The sequence below is a fragment of the Streptomyces sp. NPDC048383 genome (assembly GCF_040651775.1).
GTDB lineage: Bacteria > Actinomycetota > Actinomycetes > Streptomycetales > Streptomycetaceae > Streptomyces.
Map to the genome: position 1 here is coordinate 74,253 of NZ_JBEZKS010000003.1, position 24,117 is coordinate 98,369.

Genomic DNA, 24,117 nt, shown 5'->3' on the forward strand with positions numbered 1-24,117 from the left:
CGTGGCACGGGTGTACCGCTCGTGTGACACGGGTGTACCGCGCGTGTGACACGGGTGTACCGCGCGTGTGGCGCGGACGCGCCGAGGGTCGGCCGGGCGCCGGATACGACGCCTCCACCGCACGCCCCCGACACAGCCGGCGGGCAGGCCGCCCGGCTGAACGTGGCCGGCCCGTCAGAGCCGGTGCACCCGGCCCTGGCCGACGGCGAGCGGGCTGCGTCCGGCGGCCAGTACGCGCAGCCCGGGCGCGACGATGAGGAGGGCCCGCAGCCACTCCAGCGTCCGCGGGGCCAGTCGGTCGCAGTCGTCCAGGACGAGGAGCATGTCGCGCTCCGCGAGCCACGAGGCGGCGTTCGCCGTGCCGCAGGGGAGGAAGGGCATGCCGGGCAGGCAGCCCAGGGCGTCCACCAGTTCGCGGACGCTCCCGTCGCGGCGGACGGCGATGACGGCGGATCCGTCACAGAAGTTCGAGGCGAGCCTGCGGGCGATGTCCCGGACCAGCAGGCTCCGCGGTTCGCGGAACCGGCCAGTGACGGTGAGGACCCGGCCCCGTCGCACGGCGGTGAGCAGGACGGACAGCTCGGCGGACGTGGTCAGCAGTGTTCCGGCTGGTCCGGCCGCGCCGGACGCCCTGGATTCCCCCATCGGCACGATGCCCCCCATTGCATGCGTGACCAGGCGCGGCAACAGGGATGCTTCGAGCCGCATGTCGACGATTATGCGCCAATTCCCTTGCATCACCAGGGGAATTGCGCATTCCGTCGAAGGTGTGTGCGGGCGTGCCGAGGTCTGCGGGGGCCGTGCGGACGACTCCCCCCCGAGGTGGGGGTCGGGGCCCCGCCCTCCGGCCCCGGCCACCCCGATCGCCGCGCCGCCCTCCGTCCCGCCGTACGTGCCGCCGGTCGGCCGGATGGTGGAGGGTCCGTAGACGCGCGCCGGCGGCCCTACCGACGCCGTGCGGACAGTGCGTCCGGAAGGTCCGGACCACCCGGCCGACCACGCGCGGGACCGCCGCCCGGTCGGCCGGGCGACCGGGCTGCAAAGCGTTGCGGATGCGTGCGCGTGCCCCCGCGCACACGCCACCGCTCCGGCGCGCCAAGGCCACCCTGGCCGGGCGGGCATGAGCCACGGCAAAGCGGTCGGCGTAGTTCCTGTGGTCCCGGTGACGTACGTACCGGGCCCGGGCTCGTGGGGAACGGTTGTCCGGACGACGGGAATCGGCTCTACTGCTGTGCAGCCCCCTCGGCGGGGCATATTCCAGGGAGGGGCCCACCATGAGAGCGGACCGGCGAGCGGACCGGCGCACGGACGGGCGGGCGAGACCCTTGGGACACCGACGGCGCCACGGTCGGCGGGGCCTCAAGGCCCTGCTGGCCCTCCTGCTGTCCGCCTTCTTCCTGGTCGGTGTCTGCGCCGCCACCGGCATCGCCTGGGACCCCTTCGCGGCGGGCGCCACCGAGCGCAATGCGGCGCCCGACATCAACGTGCCCCGGTCCACCGGCCCCGGCGGCCCGGCCGCCCCCGGGACCTCCGCCGCGCCCGAGCCCGAACCGAGCGCGCCCCTGGACGACGGCGCCGGCGGCGACGGCAGCGCCGGGGCGAGCACACCGCCCGGCAGCGCCGCGGGACAGGCCGGCGCCGGAGCGGCGCGCCCCCCCGGCGCCCTCCCCTTCGACCTGCCGCAGCCCGCCGCCCTGCGCACCGGAGCCGCCGGCCGCAAGCTGGTGTTCGCCCACTACTTCACCCCGTACCCGCTCTCCCTGGACAACGCGAGCGCCGACGTCGACTACTACACCCGCAACTACCTGAACCCGGACGGCGAGAGCGGCAAGCACGAGCGCTACGGCGGCCTGTTGCGCGACCGCCCGCTCCCCGTCCAACCCAAGGACGGCAACTGGGAGCTGGTGAACCTCCGGCAGGAGGTGCGCACCGCCCGGGACGCCGGCATCGACGGGTTCACCCTCGACATGCTCTCCCTCAGCGGAAAGAACTGGGAGCGGTCCAACCTCCTGATGGAGGCAGCCCGTTCGGTGGACCCCGCCTTCAAGATCATGCTGATGCCGGACATGACCTCGCTGAAGACCGACGACCCCGCTGTGCTCGCCGACGCCGTCGCCGCCCTCGGCAAATCCCCCGCCGCGCACCGCCTCGGCGACGGCCGGCTCGTCGTCTCCCCGTTCAAGGCGGAGGCCAAGGACGTGGGTTGGTGGACCCGGGTCATCGACACCCTCCGCACCAAGCACGGCATCCGGACCGCCTTCGTCCCGCTCTTCCTCGACTTCGGCGCGCACAACGGCGAGTTCGCCCCGATCAGCTACGGCTTCTCCGAGTGGGGCAGTCGCTCGTACGTCGGCCAGGAGAGCTCCACCCGGGACGTCGACCGGGCCCACGGCTTGGGCAAGATCTGGATGCAGCCCGTGTCGGTGCAGGACGCCCGCCCCAACCAGGGCATCTACGACGAGGCCGGCAACACGGCGACCCTGCGCTCCACCTGGACCCGCGCCATCGACGACGGCGCCGACTGGGTGCAGCTCACCACCTGGAACGACTACTCCGAGGGCAGCCAGTTCGCCCCGTCCCTGCACAACGGCCACACCTACCTGGACCTGACCTCCTACTACCTGACCCGGTTCAAGACGGGCAGTTGGCCCCACGTGGTCCGCGACACCCTGTACATGACCTCCCGCATCCAGTTCGCCTCCGCCGACCCGACCGGTGACCAGTCCCTCGTGATGAACCTGCGCAAGGGCAGCGCCACCCCCCGGGACACGGTGGAGGTGCTCAGCTTCCTCAAGGAGCCGGCGACGGTCCGCACCAGCGTCGGCTCCGTCCGCGACGAGCACCAGGCCCCGGCCGGCGTCCACGCGGAGCTGCTGCCGCTGAAGCCGGGCATCAGCTCGGCGGAGGTCACCCGCGGCGGCCGGGCCGTGACGGAGGTCGATCTGCCCTACCCGGTCGAGCACAAGGTGGACGTCCAGGACCTCCAGTACTACGCGGCGACCAGCGGCCGGTGACGTAGCCGGGGAGTGCGGCCGGGCGGCCCGCCCCCCGCCCACACCCCCACCCCGCCCGGGACAACCACCCCCGGCCGGGGGCGGCGCAGGCCACCTTGCCGGTATTGGCCTTTCGCCGGCGGGCGGATGCCCTGCATGATCCGGATGCCGCGCACGCCTCGCGCGCCGCACCCGACCGGAGGTAACCGTGACCGAGCCGTCCGCCCCGCCCGCCTTCCCCGACGGTCCGGCCCTCTTCCGGCTGGACCCCGCCGTCGCCCACCTCAACCACGGCTCGTACGGCGCGGTCCCGATCCCCGTCCTGGACGCCCAGCAGGCCCTGCGCGCCGAGGCGCACGCCGACCCCGACGCGTTCTTCGCCTCCGTCCCCGACCGGCTGGACGCGGCCCGGGCCCGGATCGCCGTGCACCTGGGGGCGGACCCGGCCGGCATCGCCTTCATCTCCAACGCCACCGAGGGCGCCAACCTCGCCCTCGACGCGATCCCGCTCGCCGACGGCGACGAGATCCTGGTCACCGACCACGGCTACGGCACCGTCGTCGCGGCCGCCGCCCGCCGGGCCCCCGTCACCACCGTGACCCTGGACCCGTTCCTGCCCGACGAGGACGCCGTCCGCGAGACCGTACTGGCCGCCCTGACGCCCCGTACGAAGGTCGCCCTGCTCGACCACGTCAGCTCGCCCACCGCCCGCCTGATCGCCGGCCCCCGGCTGCTCGCCGACCTCGCCGCCCGCGGCGTCACCACCGTCGTCGACGGCGCACACACCCCGGGCATGCTGGCCCGGCCGATCGCCGCCGGCGCCGACTTCTGGTTCGGGAACCTGCACAAGTGGGGGTACGCGCCCTCGGGCAGCGCGATTCTCGCCGTCGCCCCGGCCCACCGGGCCCGGGTACGCTCCCTCACCCCGTCATGGGAGGACCACCGGGGCTTCCCGCTGTCCGTCGAGTACCGGGCCACCGCCGACTACACCGGCTGGCTCGCCGCCCCCGAGGGCCTCGACCTGCTGGAACGCCTCGGCGCGGCCCGCGTCCGGGCCCACAACCACGCCCTGGCCGGCTACGGGGCCGCGCTCCTCGCCGAGGTCCCCGGGCTCACCCCGCTCCCGTGGACCGAGGGCCTGCCGCTGCGCTCGCTGCTGCTGCCCCCCGGCACCGCCGAGACCCAGGACGACGCCCGGGCGATGCGCGAGGAACTCGCCGCGAAGCTCCGTACGCGGGTCCTGGTCTGGCCCCGCCCGGGCGGCGGGGGGCTGCGCGTCTGCGGCCAGATCTACAACCGCGCCGAGGAGTACGAGCGCCTCGCCCGGGCCCTGCCCGGCTACCTCAGGGGCGCCTGAGCAGGTAGGTGTCCATGATCCAGCCCTTGCGGGCACGGGCCTCGGTCCGCAGCTCCTCGATCCGCCCGGCCACGTCGGCCAGCTTCCCCGAGACCAGGATCTCGTCCGGGGTGCCCACGTAGGCACCCCAGTAGATGAACAGGTCCTGGTCGAGGTGGGCGGTGAACGCGTGCCGGGCGTCCAGCATCACCACCACGTCGTCCACGTCCTGCGGCCAGCCCTCCGCGAGCCGCCGGCCCGTGGTGATCTGCACCGGGCGCCCGACCCGGTTCAGGTTCGTCCGGTGCCGGGCCAGCAGCGCCGACACGCTGCTGATGCCGGGCACCACCTCGTGCTCGAACGCCACCCGGCCGTGCTCCAGCACCTCGTCGAGGATCGCGAGGGTGGAGTCGTAGAGCGAGGGGTCGCCCCACACGAGGAAGGCCCCCGTCTCGCCCTCCGCCAGATCCTCGGCGATGAACCGCTCGAAGATCGCGGCCCGCGCGCTGCGCCAGCCGTCCACGGTCGGGGTGTAGTCGGAGGGGGTCCGGTCGCGGTCCGGGTCGCGACCCTCGACGAGCCGGTGCCCCGGACGGGCGTGCGCGTCGAGCATCGCGCGCCGCAGCCCCGTCAGGTCCGACTTCTCCTCCCCCTTCTCCAGGATGAGGAACGCGTCCGCCGCGCCGATCGCCCGGACCGCCTGGAGGGTCAGGTGGTCCGGGTCGCCCGCGCCGATGCCGATCACTGAGAACTTCTTCACCGGGCTATTCTGCCCGTCATGCGTGCCGCTCTGTTCGTCACCTGCGTCAACGACGCCCTGTACCCCCGGACCGGCATCGCCGTCGTCCGTCTCCTGGAGCGTCTCGGCGTCGAGGTGGACTTCCCCGCGGCCCAGAGCTGCTGCGGGCAACCGCAGTACAACACCGGCTACCGGCGGGAGAGCGAACCGCTCCTGCGCCGCACCGCCGAGGCCTTCGCAGGCTACGAGTACGTGGTCACCCCCTCCGGTTCCTGCGCCGCGATGATCCGCGAGCACTACCCGCGCATCGGCCGCAAAGCGGCCCAGGAGGGCCGGGGGAGCGCGTTGGCCGAACTCGCCGCCGGCCTCGTACCGCACGTGTACGAACTCACCGAGTTCCTGGTGGACGTCCTCGGCGTCATCGACGTCGGCGCCCACTTCCCGCACAAGGTCACCTATCACCCCTCCTGTCACGGGCTGCGGACCCTCGGCCTGGGCGAGCGCCCCCGCCGGCTGCTGGCCGCCGTCAAGGGCCTGCAACTCGTCGAACTGCCCGGAGCCGAGGAATGCTGCGGCTTCGGCGGCACCTTCGCCGTCAAGAACGCGGACGTCTCCGCCGCCATGGGCGCCGACAAGATCCGCAACGCCCGCGCCACCGGGGCCGAGGTGCTGTGCGGCGCCGACAACTCCTGCCTCGCCCACCTCGACGGCACCCTGCGCCGCGCCGGAGCCCCGCTGCGCGCCCTGCACCTGGCTGAGATCCTGGCCTCGACCGAGGAGGAACCGCCGCGATGACCCGCCCCGCCGCCACCGGCCCCGCCACCTCCCGCCCCCCGGTCACCCACCTCGGCATGCCCGCCTTCCCAGCCCCCGCCCCCGCCCCCTTCCCCGCCTTCCCCACGGCCGCCCGCGAGGCCGTACGGGACGAGGTGCTGCGCGGCAACCTCCGGCACGCCACCCACACCATCCGCGACAAACGCGCCCGCGCCGTCGCCGAACTGCCCGATTGGGACCGGCTGCGCGCCGCCGGGAAGGCCGTCAAGGACCACACCCTGCGCCGGCTCGACCAGTACCTGCTGCAACTGGAGGCCGCCGTCACCGCCGCCGGCGGCACCGTCCACTGGGCGGTCGACGCCGACGAGGCGAACCGGATCGTGACCGACCTCGTCCTCGCCACCGGCGAACGCGAGGTCGTCAAGGTCAAGTCGATGGCCACCCAGGAGATCGGCCTCAACGAAGCGCTGGAAGCCGCCGGGATCGCCGCCTACGAGACGGACCTCGCCGAACTCATCGTCCAGCTCGGCCACGACCGGCCCTCCCACATCCTGGTCCCCGCCATCCACCGCAACCGGGGCGAGATCCGCGACATCTTCCGCACCGAGATGGGCCGTTGGGGACGCCCGGCACCGCAGGACCTCGGCGACGACCCGCGCGAACTCGCCGAAGCCGCCCGCCTGCACCTGCGCGAGAAGTTCCTGCGCGCCAAGGTGGCGGTCTCCGGGGCCAACTTCATGGTCGCCGAGACCGGGACGATGGTCGTCCTCGAATCGGAGGGCAACGGCCGCATGTGCCTCACCCTCCCCGACACCCTCATCTCGGTCGTCGGCATCGAGAAGGTCGTCCCCACCTTCCGTGACCTGGAGATCTTCCTCCAGACCCTGCCGCGTTCCTCCACCGCCGAACGCATGAACCCGTACACCACCATGTGGACCGGCACGGGGCCCTCGAAAGGAGCCGACGGCGACGGCCCCTCCACCTTCCACCTCGTCCTCCTCGACAACGGCCGCACCGACACCCTCGCCGACGAAACCGGCCGCCAGGCCCTGCGCTGCATCCGCTGCTCCGCCTGCCTCAACGTCTGCCCGGTCTACGAACGCGCCGGCGGCCACGCCTACGGCTCCGTATACCCCGGCCCGATCGGCGCCATCCTCAGCCCCCAACTGCGGGGCACCGGCAGCGACATCGACGCCAGCCTGCCGTACGCCTCCACCCTGTGCGGTGCCTGCTACGAGGTCTGCCCCGTCGCCATCGACATCCCCGAGGTCCTCCTCCACCTCCGCGAACGCGTCGTCCAGGGCGGCCCCGTCACCCGGGACGGCGTGCGGGTACGCATCCGCCCCGTCCGCGGCCACACCACCGAACGGGCCGCGATGCGCGCCGCCCGCCTCCTCCTCGACCGGCCCGGCGCCCTGCGCGCGGGGGAGCGGCTGCTGTCCCGGGCCCGCCGGCTGCGCCCGCGCCGGCTCCCCGGACCCGGCCGCGCCTGGACCGACACCCGCGAACTGCCCGACGTCCCCGCGGAGTCCTTCCGCGACTGGTGGACCCGCGAACGGGAGGCCCCGAAGCCATGAGCAGCAAGGACCGCATCCTCGCCCGCATCCGCCGGGCCGCCTCCGGCCCCGACCCCACCGTCCCCCGGGACTACCTGCGTACCCACGGGATCCGCACTCCCGCCGAATCCGCCGACCTGCTCGCCGCGAACCTCACCGAGTACCGGGCGACGGTCCACCGCGCCGACGCGGCCGGCCTGCCGCCGCTGCTGACCCGGCTCCTCGCCGGAGCCCGTACGGTCCTCGTACCACCGGCCCTGCCCCCGCACTGGCTCCCCGTCGGGCCGGAGCCGATCGCCGACCGCGCCGGGTCCACGCCCCGGGAACTGGACCGCGTCGACGCCGTCGTCACCGGCTGCGCCCTGGCCATCGCCGAGACCGGCACGATCGTCCTCGACGGCGGCCCCGACCAGGGCCGGCGCCGCATCAGCCTGATCCCCGACCACCACGTCTGCGTGGTCCGCGTCCCCGACCAGGTCGTGGACTCCGTCCCCCGAGCCCTCGAACTCCTCGACCCCACCCGACCGCTGACCTGGATCTCCGGCCCCTCCGCCACCAGCGACATCGAACTCGATCGGGTGGAGGGCGTGCACGGCCCCCGCACCCTGGACGTCGTCCTCCTCGGCGCACAATAGGGCCCATGCCCTCGCACATCGCCCTCACCGCCCTCGTGGTCCACGACTACGACGAGGCCATCGACTTCTACACCCGAGCCCTCGGCTTCGACCTGGTCGAGGACACGGCGCGCCCCGACGGCTCCCGCTGGGTCGTCGTCCGTCCGCCGGGCGCCGAGGAGAGCGCGCTCCTGCTGGCCCGCGCCAAGGACGACGCGCAGCGTTCCCGCGTCGGGGACCAGACCGGCGGCCGTGTCGGCTTCTTCCTGTACACCGACGACTTCGCGCGCGACCACGTCCGGATGACCGCGGAGGGCGTCCACTTCCTGGAGGAGCCGCGGCACGAGGCGTACGGCTCCGTCGCGGTCTTCGAGGACCTCTACGGCAACCGCTGGGACCTACTCCAGCCCGCCGCCGCGTAGCCGCGGCGCCTCCCGCGCCGCGTCCACGACGGCCCCGCCGTCCACCCGGTGGGCCAGCTCCCCGGCCCACCGGACCAGCCCCGGCAGGTCCAACCCGTACTCCTGCGTCACCCCGTCGAGGGACGCCGCTCCCCGCCGCAGCAACCTGGCCCCGCCGAGCGCGTTGCCCCGGGCCGCGTGCGTCAGTCCCACCGCCAACTGCGCCATCGCCCGCCACAACGGGGCCGCGTCGGCGGGACCCGACTTCCAGGCGTCCTCGAACACCTCGTGCGCGTGGAACGGCATTCCGGCGTCCAACAGCCGCTGCGCCTCGGCCACCGTCGCCGCGGGGGAGCGCACCACCCCCTCCGGTTGCCGCTCCACCCCGGCCGCTCCGTAGGGCAGCGGCCGCCCCAGCCCGTCCCTCGGCCGCGCACTGCGCGCGCGCCCCTCGCCATCCCGGTCCCTTGCGTTCACCCGGCCATCCTCTCCCTCGCCGATTACCCGTGCGCGCACACCCCTCAGCGTGGGGTAATGTTCTGCATGTGCCCGCCGCACAGGGGAAAACCCCAGGTGGAAGGCACAGTGGAAACTGGAAGTCGCAGTGGAAACAACGGGACGTGGCGCAGCTTGGTAGCGCACTTGACTGGGGGTCAAGGGGTCGCAGGTTCAAATCCTGTCGTCCCGACTCGAAAGAGTCGCAGGTCAGGGGCCGTTTTGGAGCAATCCAAAACGGCCCCTTGATCGTTTTTGGGGACCAGTTGGGGACCAGGGCGGTCAGTGCGGGTCAGATTGCGGTGACGGCCGTGACTGGCAGCGAACGAGGTGCACGGAGCACCATGAGGTGCGCAGACAGCGCGGCACCAGCTGCGGTGATCTGGCCGGCGTCGGGGTGCAGGTACCGCTGAGTGGTGGTCAGCGAGCCGTGTCCGGCGATCTTGCGGAGGACATGCAGGGGGACGCCTGCGTCGGCAAACCAGGTCAATCCGGTGTGGCGCAGGTCGTGCCGTCGTAGGTGTTCGAAGCCGAGTTCCGTGACGACGTCGTCCCAGTGAGTGGCGTCACGCAGGACCGCGGTGGAGATGCGACCGCCACGCGGTCCGAAGAAGATCCGGGCATCGGGGTCATTGCCGACGACCAGCAGTCGCTGGGCAACCATCGGCCGTACTTCCTCGATTAGGGGTACCTTGCGGGCGCGCTTTCCCTTGGTGGCCTTGTCGACGAGCCCGCCTTGGGCGGGGGTGGTCTGCCGTCGTACGGTCCAGATCCAGTTGTCGGTGTCAATGTCCTTGACGCGGACTCCGGAGACCTCGCCGATGCGGGCTGCTGTGGATGCGGCGAAGGTGACGACGTCGCCCCAGCCCTGGTATTGGCCGTATGAGCGAGCGACCAGGGCTTTGGCGAGGGCCTGGAGGGTCTCCCAGTCGGGCAGAGCGAGCGCACGTGGGTCGTTCAGCTCGTCCTCGACCTGCTGGTACTGGCGCTGCCAGCCGCTGACCCGGGCAGGGTTGACCTTGATGAGCCCATCGCGAACGGCCTGTTCCATGACACGCACGAGGACGGCGATGGTGTTCTTCACGGTGGAGCGGCTGAGCTCGTCTGCGATCCACCGGTAGACGGTGCGGTCCACGGCACCGTTGGTGATCATCCGAACCGGCAGGTGCCCGAGGGAGGGCACTACGCGCAGGCGCCAACCGGCCATATAGGGATCGAGCGTCTTGAGTTCCAGCCCTCGAAGCGCGAGGTCCATGTTCGCGGTGCCGTAGTCGGCCAGCGGCATGGTGGCAAGCGATGGGTTGATGCCGGCCTGGGCGGCCTCGACCAGGGCAGAGATCCACTCCTGGGCTTCATCCTCGGTGTCCTTGGCCTCAGAGATGGACTTGCGAGACTTGGTCTCGGGGTCCCACCAGCGCACGCGTGCTCGGTAGGGCGAAGGGCGATTGGGCCGGTACTCAACATCAGCGGTGAGACGGACCCCGATCGGAACGGCTTCGACAGCGGCGGTGGGTGTCGCTATCACCATGTCAGGCCGCCTGTTCAGGGTCGACGCGGCGACTGCGCAGCCAGTGCTCGACGTCAATCGCGCTGTAGAGGGTGACGCGATCGGACACAGGGACGAACGGCGGCCCTTGTAGGGGTCGGGACGTGCGCCAGCGACGGAGCGTGGAGGGATCGACGTTCAAGATGCGCGCGAGCTCATCGGTCGTGAGCCATTGGCCGGTGACCAGAGCGGGGGAAACGTTTCGTCCGCTCTTCGCGGATTCCTGGGGTGACATGAGGTCCTTGCTATGGCGCAGAGCGCCGATCGGGCGAGTCGGTGCAAGAAGCAGGTCGGTCACGCTCCCCTGGGCGGAGGAATGGTGGGACGACGACCATAGGGGGAACGGTTGAAAAGTCCAGCGAAAAGCCACCGGATTCGCGCACGGAGAACAACTCCTCCGGCGGTGCGGTCGGCTAGGGCCCATCCGAGGCGTCGGTTGCTCTCGAGGCTCCGCGCCTCACTGAGTGGTCACTGCGCCTAACCGGGACGAGTGGGAGGCGCGTCGCACCCCTTTGGGCTGTGGCGCGGTGGTTGGCTTGCTCAAAAGAGTCTTGGGTGCTGCGGCGCTCCCGTAACAGGGCGGCGCTAGGGATTTCGAGATCGAAGCTGTGCCATCGGACGACAGGTACCTTTCGAGTAGGGGCAGGGAAAGCAGCGGTGGAGTTTCGATCATCTACGCGATCCCCGGTTTCGGAAACCGGGGATCTCCAGCTATATTCCGCCGTGCATCGGCCGCACAGGCGGGTAAATTAACCAACCGTCAGTCTTGGCGTTGGCCGCAGGCTCCTGGTGCTGACGGTGAGGGGACCTCAGGTTCCGCTTCGGGAGCCGGCGCAGGAACAGACCATCTCGAGACGGGGGAGGCGCGCACCGAGGCGGGCATGTCTCCCCAGCCGGGGGGCGCAGGTTGGGGCCGATCTGGCTGGTCGGCTTGGACCAGTTGCGGTCCGATTCCAACCAGCGCTCAAGCGGGCGCGATTGCGGTACCTATCGTGTCCCCGGAGGCATTCTGTACCGGCGGGACGATGACGGGAGACGGCGAGGGCAACGGCGCGGCGCTGGACGGCTCGGCGGCCGTGGGTCCCTGGAAGTGCGAGGGAAGCCCTGGCCGAGAATGAGACGGGGACTGTGCTTGTCTGGACCGGTTTGACCCGTAGCAGGTGCGCGCGGCCGGAGCGGCCGGCCGGGTCAAGCGCCCATGTGGATGTGGGCTGACCAGAGGGTGGGGAAGCGGGGAAAGCGGTCGCGGAAGGCGCGGGTCGTTCGGTGGAGCTGGAGCGCCGTGCGGTCGGCATCGAAGGCGGCCCCGGGGAACTGCCCGTAGAAATGGATGGCGATCTCGGCGGCGACGGTGTCGTCGACCTGCCACAGGGTGCCCACGACATGGGGGAAGCCGGCGAGCTGGAAGGCCGAGACCACGTGTATGGCCTCGTCTGCCAGTTCGGGGGTGGTCACGGCGGTGTTACAGGCCGACAGATAGGCGAATTCCGATTTCTCCAGGCGCAGGCGCGAGATTTCCAGCACCGTGAGGGGCTTGGACAGATGGTCGTGGACCAGTAACCGGCTGCGGGACGGGTCCTCGGAGTCGGTGTCGGCATGGCATGCGAAGTGCGCCCATGGGGTCGCGGCGAGGGCCGCAAGGACAGAGTCCCGGGTGGCCTGCGGGCCGACCAAGGGGTGTGCCGAGGGAAACAGGGTGCTCAGGTAGCGGTTCTCGGCCAGAGCCGCCGGCAGTTCCGTCTCCCCGGGCGTTTGGGGCATCGCAATGGCGAGCAGGTGCGGCGGCTCGCCGCGGCGGGCCGGGAGCCTGCGGGACCGGTCCTGCCGGGCGCGCTGCGTGCGGGCATGTGCCAGCGCGCGCACGGTGGGGGTGTACGAGGACACCACCCGGTCGAGCACCGTACGCCTCGGCCCCCGCGTGGGGTCGTCATGGTGGTGGCCTGCCGCATGCAGGGGAAAGAAGGCCAGCGGACCGCAGGGGATCCACCACAGCCGCGCAGGCTCCCGGTCGTGGACCGGACCGGTGAGGCCGAGACGGTCGAGGACCGGTCCGGCCAGCTGGTCCCAGAGCCAGGGCAGGATCTCCCCGGCCACGGCCCGCTCCACGGCGAGGCGCGCGTAGCCCGACGAGGAGAGGGAGCCCAGGTGTTCGTGCAGGGCGGCCAGCCGGGTGTGGAGTTCCTCATACGAGACGCCGGGCAGCTCGCAGACCTGGACACCGGCGCCGGTCAGCAGCAGTGCGTCGCTCCGGTAGCGGCTGACGTTGACCATCACGATCGGTCCGTCGTGCGCCTCGGCGACCAGCTCGTCGGCCCGGGCCGGCCGCAGGAAGTTGTCCAGGCCGGGCAGGTCCCGGATCCTCCGCAGGACGGTCTCCAGCTCGTGGGCCAGCCGGCGGCGCAGGTCTGGGGCGTCCTCGTGCGCGTCCATCTCGTCCTCGGGGCCGGGTTCGGGGTCGCCGTCCAGCCGGGCGCACAGCAGTTCGAAGCGGTCGGCGAGGTCGGGGTCGCGCTCGTGCAGCAGGGTGAGGTCGCTGCGGGACTCCAATGCCTGGGCGGCGAGCACGCCACGGCCTGTCTCGAGCAGTTCGGCGGCGGTGGAGGAGGGGCGCCCTGCGATCAGGGCGCAGGCGGCCGCGTCCGCCGTGAGACGGGCGTATGCGACGAGTTGGCCCGCCGCGTCCCGGCGGCCCAGGCCCCGGGCGGCGAGGCGGGGCAACAGGGCGACGCCGAGGGCGAAGATCCGGGCGGCCCGGACCGGCAGGCCCGCGGTCATGGCGAGCTCCCCGCCCTGCCGGGCCATCTCCACCCGGTCAGGGGTGGGAGCGGTCTCCCTGGCCACAGCGGTCTCCAACAGCCCGAGTGCCTCTGCCACGGCCTCCCGGTCGCCGGTGCCCAATCCGTGGGCGGAGAGTGCGGAAGCCAGGTTCGCCTCGATACGTGAGCGGCTTCCGTCGTCCTGCCTGATCTCGGCGACGGCCCTGCGGCCCACGCGTATCGCCTCGGCGAGCGGCGCCGGGTCACCGGTGCGGTCGTACAGGGCGCCCAGAGAGCTCGTCAGGTTCGCCAGCAGTCCGGCCCGAATGGAGGACGACACGGGGCCAGCGAGGGATGCGGCGACGGCCTGGCGTTGGAGGTCGACGGCCTCGCGCAGGAGGTCGAGGTCAGGGGCACGGCCGGGGTCCGCCTCGGCGGTGCGTTTGAGGGACACGGCGAGGTTCGTCAGGTGTGCCCACCGTGTGGGTGCCCCGGAGGGGAGCAAGGCAAGGCCGACTCGACCCGCGGTGACGGCCTCGTCGAGCAGGGCCGGGTCCGCGGTGCGCTCGTAGCGGTCGTTGAGCAGCGAGACGAGCGTGGCGTAGTGCTCGGCGGCTTCCGGATCGTCGTCGGGTGTCTCGCGGACGAGGGCCGCCATGGTGTCCGAGGCTTCGTCGAGGGCCCTGGGGTCGCCGGTGTGGCGCGCGGTCTCCTGGAGCAGGATGGCGAGGTGGTGTCGGCAGAGCCGGTGGCGCTGCGTACCGGGCCAGGAGGCGCCGAGCGCCCGGCGCAGGGCGGCGATCCCGAAGTGGGCGGCCCGGGCATCGCCGGTTTGCGCGTACTGCCGGCGCAGCATGGTGGCGGCGCGTTCGAGTTGATCGGTCGATGCCTCGCGGGGGTTCGCCATGACGCGCACGACGAGGCCGGCGACACCGAGGGCCTCGGACAGCAGGAGCGGATCGTCGATGTCGGCGGAGAGCGCTTCGTGCAGGTCCTCCGGGACGGTGAGGGTGCCGCGGTGTCCGAGTGCCAGGGCCTCCTCGCGTGCGGCCGGGTCACCCGTGTGTTCGGACAGGATGTACAGGGCCGTGGCGAGGATGCCGCGGCGGTGCTCCAGCATGTCGGGACGGGAAGCGGTGGCCGTCGCGTTGCGTGCGGCGCTGATCGTGAGCCGGGCGGTATGCGCATCGCAGCCGTTGGCGAGCCGGGTGCCCAGTGCCGCCAGCAGGTCGTCCCAGGAGGCGCTGCTGGGCGGCCCGTCCAGCGGTTGCCGCTCACCGAGCCGTTCGAGCAGCGCCTGCGGGACTGGCAGTGCGGCGCCGGAGTTACGTACGAGTTGGAGGAGTACGCCCGCCGTCCGTAGATCGCCAACGGTGCGCTCGTCGGCGGCGGCCATGGCACGGTGCCAGAGCGCGAGCCCGACGAGGTGGCTGGTCTCCACGATGTCCTGGGCCTCAGTCGTCTCGGTGAACAGGGCGACCGTCTCGGTCAGGACCTCCTCACCGAGGAATCCGTACGGGCCGCCGTCGGCGAGCCGCGAGCGCAGAGCCGTCACCCGTCGATCCCTCACGTGTCCCCGCCCCCTGTGGTCCCGATGTCCCCGTGAATGTCAACGTGTGGTGGCGCACGCTAGATTGACGATATGTCAGAGTATTCCGAAGTCGTTCGATCCACGATCCTCGACGCTGCCGAGCAAACGCTTCGCCGGACGAGCTTCTATATCAAGCCCCAGGTCTGGATGCTGTGCGAGGACATGGAGCAGCCGGTGGCCGGCTATCTGACCTGCCGGGACTTCCGGCGTGGAGCGGACGCGGCGAAGGCGATCGGGGATCTCGGGCTCTTCCCCTCGCAACTCGCGGCGACACGCCTCATCGTCGCCTGGGAGGACGCCGATCTGCGCACCGCGCTCGAACTGCCCGGCGAGCCGTACGCTCACGCCTACGTAACGCTGGAGGCGAGCTTCACCGACCATGTCCTGCACTGGCACCCCTTCGAGCAGGAGGAGACGGACATACCGAACGAGTTCCGGTTCCCCACCGTCATACCGCACTGGGGCACACCCGCTCGCTACGAGAACGTGCCGCTCCTTCCGCCGGTTCAGCACCTGCTCGACGTGTGGCGTGAGCTCCGGGGCGGAGACATGTGGGAGACGGCCCGGGCGCAGGAAGGATCCGGATACCGGCTCGTCATGTTCGAGCGGTAGCCGGTGGAGAGCCGTCCGCCGCCGGGGGTGCGACGGGTTTCGAGGCACCCGCGGGGCCGGGCGGCGGGGGCGGGGGCTCCTCCGGGTCGTCCGACGACCCGAGCGGCTGATGGCCGCGAGGAGTGCTGCCCCGCTCCATGAACTCTCGCTCCGCGTCCGTCAGTCCGTCATCCACCGTCGACATCCGCGCCCCTTTCCGGAGACTTGACCATTTCCAGAATGTCAACGTCCGACAGCCGCAGATAGATCCCGTCCGTCCCCTCAACCCGGGCACCGAACGAGCCGTCCTGAGCCATCTGGTACGACCACTGCAGGTAGAGGTCCGGATCGCGCGGATAGCCCGACGCGTACGACCGCGAACCGAACCAGCCCCCGACCCACGTGCCGTCCTTCAGTCGGGCCCGGACGAAGCATGGCCCGGCGTCCCGCGCCCCGAGCGCGTAGTCCCAGGCCGTCGGCACGGGCCGGTACGCCGTACGGGCCTTGCGCCGCTCGGCGTGGGAGACGGCTGCGGCGGCCGCGGCCGGGACACCGAGGAACAGCACTAGCGCCCACATCCCGGCCGCACGCGGATGTGTGGCGACCAGCTGGGTCAGCGCCGATACTCCGGACTTTCCGGGTCCCTTCGCCTGCCGCCAGGCCGCCACCAGGGCGGGCCCGGCGGCAATTGCGTAGAGCCCGTTCAGGGCCACACTCGCGGTGACCGCGCGGAGCATCCGCTCACCGAGCTGGGCCTCCGAGGGCACCGGCCCGCGCCATCGCTCCCGCAAGAACTGGTAGGTGAGCCCTGGCAGGAGCAGCAGCACCAGGGCCGCCAATTGGGCAACTGTGGACGGTGGTTGCATAAGTCTTCTCCCCCGGGGTCAGCGGCCCTCATGGTAGTGGCGCCGCGGGTGGACGGAGTCCTCCACGGCGTGGCCAGCACCCTGTGCCATCCCAGGAGTCGCGTCGTCGCATCGGCGCTGCGCGAGGAACTGGCAACCTCCGCGACGGCGCCAATCTGTGCTGGGACACGGTCTACGACGATGCCGAAGGTAGGGCTGGGCAGCCGGGGAGTGGGCGGTGAGCGCCCTGGTCCACGCCTGGGAATTATCCGATCGTTCATGGGGCCTAGCGCCATGGTTTCTCGTAGCCGCCTTGGGTGTACCAGTCATTACTCGCCAGGGCGGTGTACAGGGCGGTCTGCCAGGAGTTGGGGTTTTCGGCTGCCGCGTCCTCGGCGAGTTCGAGTAGATGCTGGGGCACCTGTGAGGAGGGGAGCTTCCACCGGCGCAAGTTCAGGCTCAGGGTGCGTACGGCAGGTCCCGCCTGGGGGTTGTAGAGGCGGGCGATCTTGAGCGTGGTGAAGTGGAGGCGTACCCGGGCGGCGAGGGTGGGCGGCATGTCGGGTGGTGGTTCGACGTGGAAGGTGATTGAGGGCTTGGGGGGTTCGATGATGCGGGCGACGAGCCACGTGTAGTCGTGCACATTGTGGTCGTAGTAGGGATGGAGGGTCTGGTCCTCGGCGGCGCCCGGGGCCTGATCGCCCTTGTGGAAGTTGCAGTCGCGGCACGCCGGGACGAGGTTGACGGGGACAACGGCCAGCAGGGGGTAGACGGCCTTGGGTAGCTGGTGGTCCAGGGTGTCCGCCACGCCCTGGCTGCACAGGGGACAGCGGCCGTCGGGAGCTTCCTCCATGAGCTGTTTGTAGAAGCCGTGGCCGGGGCTTTTCTCGGGAACCAGCCGGTTGGTGTAGGCGGCCTCCAGGTGCGTGTTGAGTCCGCCAGCCTTGGGCTTGGGCTTCTTGATGCCGGGCTGTTTGTCCGGCTTGCCGTCGGGCTGGTGCTGGAGGTCGCCGAGGGTGTGCAGGCCTTCACCGGCGGCGGCCGTGTCGTAGCGGGCGACGGCGTCGTTGAGATCCGCGGTCAGTTGCTGCAGGTGGGGGCGGACAGATTTGGGGCGCGCGGTGGCGGTGCAAGTGGTGTAGACGGTCTCGGCGTCGAGAGCGGGTTTGCGCATGGGCAGCATCACTGCACGCCCCCGTCGAATTCGCCGAGGTCACGGGCGGCGACCAGGGACCGGGCGATGATGCGGCCCTCGCCGCCGAGCTGCCGGCCGAGGGCGTTGAGGATGTCCTGGTATGACATGCCCTCAGCGACCATGGTGGCGAGATACCGGTGATACCCAGTGTCGGTGACTTCGAGCCCGAACACCTCATGGGTGAGGACCCCTACGTTCTCCCCGAAGGTCTCGATCGTGGGCCGGGACGCCTTCATTCCGTCGCCGTACCGGCGCAGCTTGTACACGCAGCCGGCGGGGACTTCCTGGAGGACGACTGGGGAGTGGGTCGCAATGATCGCCAGGCCGTTGCGGTCGGTGAGGAGGTCGGACAGGACGCGAACGAACGCGGCCAGCAGCGGGGGGTGGAGGTGGGTCTCGGGCTCGTCGATGATCACTAGGGTGCGTTCGCCGACATACTCGACCAGCCGGGTCGCAGTCAGGAGCACTGCCTTGTGGCCGGCGCTGAGAGAGGCGAACAGCCTGCGCGCCTCACGGCGGCGCCGTCGGGTGCTCTCGATGGTGCTGAAGTCCTCTATCCAGTTGTCCTCCAGCAGGTCCGCTGCCTGAGTACGACAGGGTGAGCACCGCGTCGATCCAACGCTCGCGTTGGCGGCCCGTCAGGCAGGCTTCGATGCTGTCGGCGAAGTCCTTCTTCACGGGGCAGGTCGTCGAACGCGCTGAAGGAGATGCTCACGAGGTTGGCGAACGAGCGGCGGCCACCGCGGCCAGCCTCGATGATCCGCCCGACCTGTGCTGGGTCCGCGTCCGGGTCGGCGACCGCCTGCGCGAGCCGGTTGACGAGTACGGACTTGCCGACCCCGTTGCGGCCCGTCAATACGTGGATGTTGTGGGACGGCATCCTGTGTGGCCGAATGCTGAACGACAGCTTCACGCCCTTTCCGCCCGCACCATTCGGCGGTGCCTGGTAGACGACGTCGTACGAGTCCACCCTCGCGCCGCCGCGGGCGATGCGCCGGTACTGTTCCTCCACCGCGGCCGGCCTGATGAACCGCAACAAGGATTCTCGGGTGACTTCTTCGTCCTGGGCGAGGGCGTAGACATGCTCGGAATAGGCCATGTCCAGCAGGCCTTCGAGCACGGCCACCCGGGTCCGGTCGCCCAGGAGGCTCAGCCGCTCGTAGTAGGTGTCGTCCTGCCCGAGCGAGAAGTACTCCCCGGGGATGGTGGTGAATTCCTCAGGCGGCTGCACGACTGTCTCGGCACGTCGGCTCATGCCGAGCGCGCCGATCTTCACCTCGCCGATCTCGTGCTGCCCGTCCTCATCCACGACCGTCAGCACGAACATGGTTCGCCAGCCGAAGTCATCCCACCCGTCGCGCTCCAGGACCGCGACAGGCAGAGGTCCCTCGGGTACTCCGGCGAACCGGTCGATCACCACAAACCGCAATGTACGATTCCCACCCTTGTTTTCATCCCCGCCCGCGGCGTGTGGGCAGCAAATCCGATCCTATGGTGACGGAATCGCTAGCCTCTGCCCCCCTGCTGTGGCTGGCCGCACGCAGTGCACCGTGCGCGGAGCGGGCCTCTGCCCTCCAGGCAGGGCCGGGAGCGCTCCCCTGGCAGCCTCTCCGCGGGTGATCTTGGCCGAGAACCCGTCTGCCAGGAGCTTCGTCGCTCCGTACAGCCCACACCCGCCAGCACCCCAACACCGCCGTCAGGTTGGAAAAGGAATCAGTGTTTCGTGTCAGGGTTAAGGCCCCGTTCCTCTGATGACGGCGTGCCATCCGGGTCTAGACCGTACGGCCACATCGCGCGGAGGAGGTGTCTGGGTCCGGCGTGCACAACCACGGAAAACGCCCCCCAGGAGGAGCGGAGGCCGACGTTGGCAGCTTGTTGAGCCAGGTTCTCGGCACTGGCGCGGTCCCCAGCCTTCAGCCGCAGCTCGGCCAGGCGTCGAAGTACGAAGGCATCTCCGCTGTTGGCTGCTCGGTGGGCGAGTCTTTCGGCGCCTGCCCGGTCTCCGGCTTGTTCCCGCATCTGCGCTAGTTCACGGAGGGCACGAGTGCTTCCGAACTCGACTGCTTGGCAGGCGAGTTTCTGAGCGCTGGCATGGTCGTCTGCCTCCACCCGCATCAGGCTCAGTGCCAGGAGAACCTCGGGCTTCCCGCTGTTGGCTGCTCGGTAGGCGAGTCTTTCGGCGCCTGCCCGGTCACCGGCTTGTTCCCGCATCTGCACCAATTTATGGGCGGCACGAGCATTTGTGCTGTCGACTGCTTGGCAGGCGACTTCCTCTGTAAGGGATTGGTCTCCAGCTCGCACCCACATCATAACCAGGTCCCCTAGCGCTTCAGCGTCTCCGGCATCGGCGGCCTGTTTGTAGAGACGTTCGGCCCCCGCATAGTCTCTGTCCCTTTCGTGATTCTTGGCCAGGCCCTTGAAGGCGTGAGTATTCCCTTGGCTAGCTGCTTGGAGGGCGATTTCTTCAGCCCCCGCTTGGTCTCCTGTCTCCTGCAGCATCCAGGCCAAATTACGCAGGGCGAGAGGGTCTCCTGCATCGGCCGCCTGGCGGTGCAGTTTCTCGGCGTCCGATTGATCTCCTGCTTTCTGCCGCATCCAGGCCAGTCTCACCAGGGCTTCAGCGTCTCCGGTATCGGCAGCCCGCTGGTAATTACGTTCGGCCCCCGCACGGTCTCCATCTCTTTCGCGCTTCTGGCCCAGCTCGATGAGGGTGCGCGTGTATCCCTGGTTCGCTGCTTGGAGGGCGATGGCCTCGGCCTCCGCATAGTCTCCAGCTTGCAACCGTCTACGGGCCAGCTCCTCGAGTGCGAAAAGGCTTCCTATAGCGGCTGCTTGACGGATGAGTTCTTCAGCGCCTGCGGAATCGTCGGCCTTATCCCGCAGCAGAGCCAGCTCCAGGATGGCGGTGGCGCTGCCAGAGGCGGCCGCGCGGTGGCGGAGGCGGTGAGCCCACTGGAGGCGAAAGCGGACCTCGGCCTCCTGAGAAAGCGCGCTGAGGTCGTCGGGGAGGGTAAGGCAGGTGCAGGCAGCGTGCCAGAAGGAGGCGGGCGGGCACAGGCGTCGGCGGGTAGCACGACCGTGTTGTTCTAGATAATCGGCGAGCCGGTACACAGGAACCGCCGGACCGGTGTACTGCACCCCTGCTTTCGGCGGGTGGCGCGGAGGACGGTTCAGTACACGGCGCAGGGCTGCCTGTTTCCCATGCACAGGGCGGGCGAGTTCGGCAAAGGCGGCTTCCGCCCAGTCGTCTCCGAGACTATGGAGGTCACTGTCATCGAGGTAGTCGAGGGCCGCTTCGGCAAGGAAGGTGATGGGCAGGTGGAGGCCGACGCCGAGGCGGCGGGCGTCCATCGCGGCTTCAAGCAAGGCCCGGGCGGCTGGGCTGCCGTGCTCGTAGGCGCGCAGGAGTTCGGGGGCGCCGGCGAGGTCCTGTGTGACCCGTCCGCTGTCGGCGGCCCGGGTGAGGGCCTCGGCCAGCAGTTGGTCGCCGTTCATCGCGAGTTGAGCGGCGGCCGTCAGCGCTGGGGCGTTGAAGATCTCGGGCATGGTCAGTGTGCGTCCGGCCAGCAGTTCCCGCACGCGGCTGTGCGGATCTGCGTTGCCGGGTGTCGGAAGGGCGCTGTATTGCCGTGCGTATTCGGGCCAGAGCGTGCCGAGCACAAGGACGGGACGTCGCCCGGAATCGGTAAGTAGGGCGTGGACCGCGGCGGCGATCTGCTCGCCCGCTCTCGCGTCTCCAAGGTAGTGCTGGGCCTCGTTCAGCCACACCACCGTCCGGGGCCGCACCTGTTGAAGGTCTGCGAGCGCGGCGTCGGCGCGAGTGGGATCGAAGGGGTGCCACAACCGCCACCCCGCTTTCGCAAGGGGCTGGATAGCCTCCCAGCACGCTCTCGTCTTGCCCGTCGATGATGAACCGACTAGCACCACCATCCGGCTCTGCCCCTCAAGGGCCGCGTCGACCGCTTCCGCGATGGTCTGATCGTGCTCCCGCCGGACGTAGCCGGGCAGCATCCATCGCTGCGGACCGGACCGGGCACTTGACGTGGTGGGGCCAGCGGGATGGACTTCCAAGTCGTACGGCGTCCACTGGCCGATCAGTGTTCCCGGACCCGACTGGTTCTCGGCTGCCGCCGGGGCAGCGTGAGGGCCCATGACCTTCCGCTGCAGTCCCGGCAATTCTTCCTCCGACAGACCTGATGATGCCGGGGGGAGAAGTGTCACGGTCCTACCGATCGGCACGGGGCCGCCCTGCCGGAACGCCTCCGACACGTTGGTAGATGCGGCAGGTGCTGTGAAGGGTTCGTAGTAGGCACGACGTACCTGGTCGCCTTCGGGGCTCTGCAGCTTTTTCACAAGCTTGGTCTCGTCCCAAAGCTCGATGATGATGTTGTGAGCCTTTTCCTGCCGCTTCTTCCAGCCGTCCCACCAGTGGGCTGCTGGCCCGTCCATGCTGGAGGGGATGCACAGGATCCATAGCTCGATGGTGTGACCATTGGCAGCCGCGGCCTTCAGCCCGTTGGCGAGTGACTCGCGGATCTGCTGCGATTGGTTGGTCGTGGTGATCGGCATGAAGTACTTGGACTGCCACACGGTGATGGCGCCTGCGAGGTCACCGGCGAAAGCGTCGATGCCCCAGTCACCCGGATTGGCGGCGATCATCCGGACGTTTGGATTGGTCGCACTGGCGAGCTGCGCAAGCATCTTCTCGAAGTCGGCTCGCGCGCCGTCCGCGCTGCCGGTCCGGATTTCGTGCACTCCAAAATGGATGGGCGGAACACCAGCCGCCACCGTAATGGAGCTATCCAACCTGACCACCCCCGCATCCCCTAGGCAGCCCGAACCATCCGCATTTAGCAGGCTGTTCCACCTGCGCCACACATAGTGAGGGTCGTCAGCATACTTGTCACGGAATCCATCGATCAAGGAGCCCTTTCCAATCTGACGGTGGCACCGTCGAGGTGGGCTGCTGTACAACGCGAAGAAGCTCCTGGTAGACGGGTTCGCGACCAAGATCATCCGTGTCCACCAGGAGCATCGCGTGCTTGTCTACCGTCGTCGATCGCTCAGTCCAGCCGCACCCTGCGCTATCTGGTAGAACACCTCCGCGCTTGGCAGCGCGAGAGCGGAACGCGGTGGCGAAGGTTACCGGTGGGCCGACAGGCATTGCTCGCCGTGGCCCACCTGCGATGCGGTGACACCCACGCGCAGCTCGCGGCCGGGTTCCGCATCGGTGTCGCCACGGCCTACCGCTACATACGCGAAGCCGTCGACGTCCTGACCGCCGCACACACTCACGGAATCATCCAGGCCTTCGCCGACGCGGACGTGAAGTGTTGGGCAGGCAAGGCATACCAAGGCGCCGGCCGCCCGGTCCGAGCCCCCCTTCTGCGCCGAGGCTCAAGCGATGGAAGCAACGGCACAACACACGGGTCAAGATCCGCTGCCTCGGCGAGCAAGCCACGGCCGCCCTGAAGAGCTTGCGCCTGCTGCCCAAACTCCGCTGCAGCGCCAACTGGATCACCCATATCGTGAAGGTCATCGTCGCCCTTCATCACGCCTCAACCTAGGTTGAAAGGCTCCGCGACTTCGTAGGTCATGCGAGTGCCGGCCGACAGGGGAGATTTCTTCCGCCCCTGCTCCGTGTTTTCTCTGCAATGACACGCTGCCGGGGGAGTGACCGGCGAGCAGGAATGGCTGGTCAGCACGGGAGATGGCGCCCGGCCGCTGCCAGTTCCGGAGCCAAGGCTCGCTTGCACACCGTGCATCGCAGGGCGCCCGGCGGCAGGCGAGGTGCTGGAAGTGGCTTCGGGTGCCGGTCGGCCTTCTCGCGCCGCTGCTGTGCCTCGCGCAGCTGGCGGGCGTACCGCACCGCGCTCTCCCGCCGTTCCGCAGCCTCTTCGCGGGCTTCCCGCTGGGAGTCGCTCAGCTTCTGTTGCAGGCTCGGAGGCAGCACGGCGCCACGCTGGTCCAGGTTCAGCTCGCCGAGGGGTAGAGCCTGCCGTTCCAGGTCGTCGAGCGGGCACGGCGGATGGTGCAGACCGAACACGGCCGGGTCCTTCACCTCCCACCATCGGTGCACCTTCTGGTGCGCTCGGCCGAAGGCCGTCCACGCCGTGCCCTTCGACGGGACGTAGAACCACACCGGCAGACCCTCGGAGAGGACGACGTGCGGGAAGTGGACACGGGGTCGCCAGAACCAGACGTCGACGATGCCCTGCCGTTGATAGTCACGGTGTCTGGCGCGCCACGCGTCATCGGTCATAAGCATCCGCTGCGCCTCCAGCGCGAGGCGTGTGCCGTCCCCCAGCCGCACGGCAACGTCTGCGCGGCGGTCCTGGTCCGGGGTCCACTGCTCCAGTCGTACCGCGGTGACGCCTGGGCGGCTGCGCGCCCACCGGGCCAGTGTGTGCTTGGTAGTGATGTGCCAGACCGTCTCTGGATGGTGACCGCCCTCCGGAGCTTGTCCGGAGGGATGCGCGAAGTGCGTACGCACTTTTCCGCCCAGGCGCCCGCGGGTCAGCAACGGCACGTACGTACCTACGGGTGCCTCGAACCCGTGAAGGCAGTAGAAGCACACCAGTTGTCGTGTGCCGCCATAACCGCGCTGCCTCCAGTACTCCGGAGGTTGCTCGGCCACGTGTACTTCGCGCTCTGTTTCCAGGTCGAAGCCGACCACCAGTAAGTC

19 protein-coding genes, 1 tRNA gene and 1 pseudogene are annotated in these 24,117 nt (G+C 70.0%); 9 read left to right on the top strand and 12 right to left on the bottom strand.

The window, feature by feature from the left end:
* Window positions 1–174 precede the first annotated feature (174 nt).
* A complete protein-coding gene (locus AB0D46_RS04275) occupies window positions 175–708 on the bottom strand; it encodes a hypothetical protein (protein WP_362875737.1) in 534 nt (177 codons plus the stop codon).
* Window positions 709–1,325: 617 nt separating this feature from the next.
* Here AB0D46_RS04275 and AB0D46_RS04280 point away from each other — a divergent pair.
* The gene (locus AB0D46_RS04280; protein WP_362875738.1) at window positions 1,326–3,014 is read left to right on the top strand and encodes a glycoside hydrolase family 71 protein; all 1,689 of its coding nucleotides are present in this window, start codon (window positions 1,326–1,328) and stop codon (window positions 3,012–3,014) included.
* Window positions 3,015–3,201: 187 nt separating this feature from the next.
* Window positions 3,202–4,350 (top strand): aminotransferase class V-fold PLP-dependent enzyme, encoded by a 1,149-nt coding sequence (locus AB0D46_RS04285; RefSeq protein WP_362875739.1) that lies wholly within the window; start codon window positions 3,202–3,204, stop codon window positions 4,348–4,350.
* On the opposite strand, the gene cobF is transcribed toward AB0D46_RS04285, so the two are convergent.
* Window positions 4,337–5,089: a precorrin-6A synthase (deacetylating) gene (cobF, locus tag AB0D46_RS04290; RefSeq protein WP_362875740.1), complete on the bottom strand. Its 753-nt coding sequence runs from the start codon at window positions 5,087–5,089 to the stop codon at window positions 4,337–4,339. The genes AB0D46_RS04285 and cobF overlap by 14 nt on opposite strands.
* An 18-nt stretch (window positions 5,090–5,107) precedes the next feature.
* Here cobF and AB0D46_RS04295 point away from each other — a divergent pair, with 18 nt between their 5' ends.
* The 4 genes from AB0D46_RS04295 to AB0D46_RS04310 are packed head-to-tail and all read left to right on the top strand — an operon-like array spanning window position 5,108 to window position 8,434.
* Window positions 5,108–5,863 carry a (Fe-S)-binding protein gene (locus AB0D46_RS04295; protein WP_362875741.1) on the top strand — a complete coding sequence of 252 codons (756 nt, stop codon included), beginning with the start codon at window positions 5,108–5,110 and terminating at the stop codon, window positions 5,861–5,863.
* A gap of 56 nt (window positions 5,864–5,919) precedes the next feature.
* Window positions 5,920–7,419 (top strand): lactate utilization protein B, encoded by a 1,500-nt coding sequence (locus AB0D46_RS04300; protein WP_362875842.1) that lies wholly within the window; start codon window positions 5,920–5,922, stop codon window positions 7,417–7,419.
* Entirely contained in the window at window positions 7,416–8,033 is a 618-nt protein-coding gene (locus AB0D46_RS04305; RefSeq protein WP_362875742.1) for an LUD domain-containing protein, read from the top strand. Before AB0D46_RS04300 ends, AB0D46_RS04305 begins: the two co-directional genes overlap by 4 nt.
* Window positions 8,034–8,038: 5 nt before the next feature.
* Entirely contained in the window at window positions 8,039–8,434 is a 396-nt protein-coding gene (locus tag AB0D46_RS04310) for a VOC family protein (RefSeq protein WP_362875743.1), read from the top strand.
* Here the strand turns inward: AB0D46_RS04310 and AB0D46_RS04315 are convergent.
* A complete protein-coding gene (locus tag AB0D46_RS04315; RefSeq protein ID WP_362875744.1) occupies window positions 8,411–8,890 on the bottom strand; it encodes a DUF309 domain-containing protein in 480 nt (159 codons plus the stop codon). The two genes, AB0D46_RS04310 and AB0D46_RS04315, sit on opposite strands and share 24 nt — an antisense overlap.
* Before the next feature lie 137 nt (window positions 8,891–9,027).
* Between AB0D46_RS04315 and AB0D46_RS04320 the strand changes: the two genes are divergently transcribed.
* Window positions 9,028–9,101: transfer RNA gene (locus AB0D46_RS04320), tRNA-Pro, on the top strand.
* A 99-nt stretch (window positions 9,102–9,200) separates the two neighbouring features.
* Here AB0D46_RS04320 and AB0D46_RS04325 read toward each other — a convergent pair.
* The 3 genes from AB0D46_RS04325 to AB0D46_RS04335 all read right to left on the bottom strand — a co-directional run bounded on the left by AB0D46_RS04325 (window position 9,201) and on the right by AB0D46_RS04335 (window position 14,765).
* Complete coding sequence (locus AB0D46_RS04325) at window positions 9,201–10,436, bottom strand: site-specific integrase (protein ID WP_362875745.1); 1,236 nt, start codon at window positions 10,434–10,436, stop codon at window positions 9,201–9,203.
* 1 nt (window position 10,437) lies between these two features.
* The gene (locus tag AB0D46_RS04330; protein ID WP_362875746.1) at window positions 10,438–10,752 is read right to left on the bottom strand and encodes a helix-turn-helix domain-containing protein; all 315 of its coding nucleotides are present in this window, start codon (window positions 10,750–10,752) and stop codon (window positions 10,438–10,440) included.
* Between the two features lie 890 nt (window positions 10,753–11,642).
* Window positions 11,643–14,765 carry a CHAT domain-containing protein gene (locus AB0D46_RS04335; RefSeq protein ID WP_362875747.1) on the bottom strand — a complete coding sequence of 1,041 codons (3,123 nt, stop codon included), beginning with the start codon at window positions 14,763–14,765 and terminating at the stop codon, window positions 11,643–11,645.
* Window positions 14,766–14,852: 87 nt separating this feature from the next.
* Between AB0D46_RS04335 and AB0D46_RS04340 the strand changes: the two genes are divergently transcribed.
* Window positions 14,853–15,413 carry a hypothetical protein gene (locus AB0D46_RS04340; RefSeq protein ID WP_362875748.1) on the top strand — a complete coding sequence of 187 codons (561 nt, stop codon included), beginning with the start codon at window positions 14,853–14,855 and terminating at the stop codon, window positions 15,411–15,413.
* Between the two features lie 167 nt (window positions 15,414–15,580).
* On the opposite strand, the gene AB0D46_RS04345 is transcribed toward AB0D46_RS04340, so the two are convergent.
* The 5 genes from AB0D46_RS04345 to AB0D46_RS04365 form a co-directional block, all read right to left on the bottom strand.
* Window positions 15,581–16,258 carry a DUF6338 family protein gene (locus AB0D46_RS04345; protein ID WP_362875749.1) on the bottom strand — a complete coding sequence of 226 codons (678 nt, stop codon included), beginning with the start codon at window positions 16,256–16,258 and terminating at the stop codon, window positions 15,581–15,583.
* A 265-nt stretch (window positions 16,259–16,523) separates the two neighbouring features.
* On the bottom strand, window positions 16,524–17,411 hold the full coding sequence (locus AB0D46_RS04350) for a hypothetical protein (protein ID WP_362875750.1): 888 nt from the start codon (window positions 17,409–17,411) through the stop codon (window positions 16,524–16,526).
* Window positions 17,412–17,419: 8 nt separating this feature from the next.
* Complete coding sequence (locus AB0D46_RS04355; protein ID WP_362875751.1) at window positions 17,420–17,899, bottom strand: AAA family ATPase; 480 nt, start codon at window positions 17,897–17,899, stop codon at window positions 17,420–17,422.
* A gap of 86 nt (window positions 17,900–17,985) precedes the next feature.
* The gene (locus tag AB0D46_RS04360; RefSeq protein WP_362875752.1) at window positions 17,986–18,852 is read right to left on the bottom strand and encodes a hypothetical protein; all 867 of its coding nucleotides are present in this window, start codon (window positions 18,850–18,852) and stop codon (window positions 17,986–17,988) included.
* Window positions 18,853–19,145: 293 nt separating this feature from the next.
* The gene (locus tag AB0D46_RS04365; protein WP_362875753.1) at window positions 19,146–22,187 is read right to left on the bottom strand and encodes a hypothetical protein; all 3,042 of its coding nucleotides are present in this window, start codon (window positions 22,185–22,187) and stop codon (window positions 19,146–19,148) included.
* 303 nt (window positions 22,188–22,490) lie between these two features.
* Between AB0D46_RS04365 and AB0D46_RS04370 the strand changes: the two are divergent.
* Window positions 22,491–22,999: pseudogene (locus tag AB0D46_RS04370) on the top strand (transposase family protein).
* A gap of 131 nt (window positions 23,000–23,130) precedes the next feature.
* On the opposite strand, the gene AB0D46_RS04375 reads toward AB0D46_RS04370, so the two are convergent.
* Window positions 23,131–24,108 (bottom strand): competence protein CoiA family protein, encoded by a 978-nt coding sequence (locus tag AB0D46_RS04375; protein WP_362875754.1) that lies wholly within the window; start codon window positions 24,106–24,108, stop codon window positions 23,131–23,133.
* Window positions 24,109–24,117 lie beyond the last annotated feature (9 nt).

What these genes read in the sequence shown, in the direction of transcription:
- AB0D46_RS04345 (WP_362875749.1), bottom strand. Translation starts at nt 16,258, where the DNA reads ATGCAACCACCGTCCACAGTTGCCCAATTGGCGGCCCTGGTGCTGCTG.
- AB0D46_RS04295 (WP_362875741.1), top strand. Translation starts at nt 5,108, where the DNA reads ATGCGTGCCGCTCTGTTCGTCACCTGCGTCAACGACGCCCTGTACCCC.
- AB0D46_RS04325 (WP_362875745.1), bottom strand. Translation starts at nt 10,436, where the DNA reads ATGGTGATAGCGACACCCACCGCCGCTGTCGAAGCCGTTCCGATCGGG.
- AB0D46_RS04350 (WP_362875750.1), bottom strand. Translation starts at nt 17,411, where the DNA reads ATGCGCAAACCCGCTCTCGACGCCGAGACCGTCTACACCACTTGCACC.
- AB0D46_RS04275 (WP_362875737.1), bottom strand. Translation starts at nt 708, where the DNA reads ATGCGGCTCGAAGCATCCCTGTTGCCGCGCCTGGTCACGCATGCAATG.
- AB0D46_RS04310 (WP_362875743.1), top strand. Translation starts at nt 8,039, where the DNA reads ATGCCCTCGCACATCGCCCTCACCGCCCTCGTGGTCCACGACTACGAC.
- AB0D46_RS04340 (WP_362875748.1), top strand. Translation starts at nt 14,853, where the DNA reads ATGTCAGAGTATTCCGAAGTCGTTCGATCCACGATCCTCGACGCTGCC.
- AB0D46_RS04305 (WP_362875742.1), top strand. Translation starts at nt 7,416, where the DNA reads ATGAGCAGCAAGGACCGCATCCTCGCCCGCATCCGCCGGGCCGCCTCC.
- AB0D46_RS04300 (WP_362875842.1), top strand. Translation starts at nt 5,920, where the DNA reads ATGCCCGCCTTCCCAGCCCCCGCCCCCGCCCCCTTCCCCGCCTTCCCC.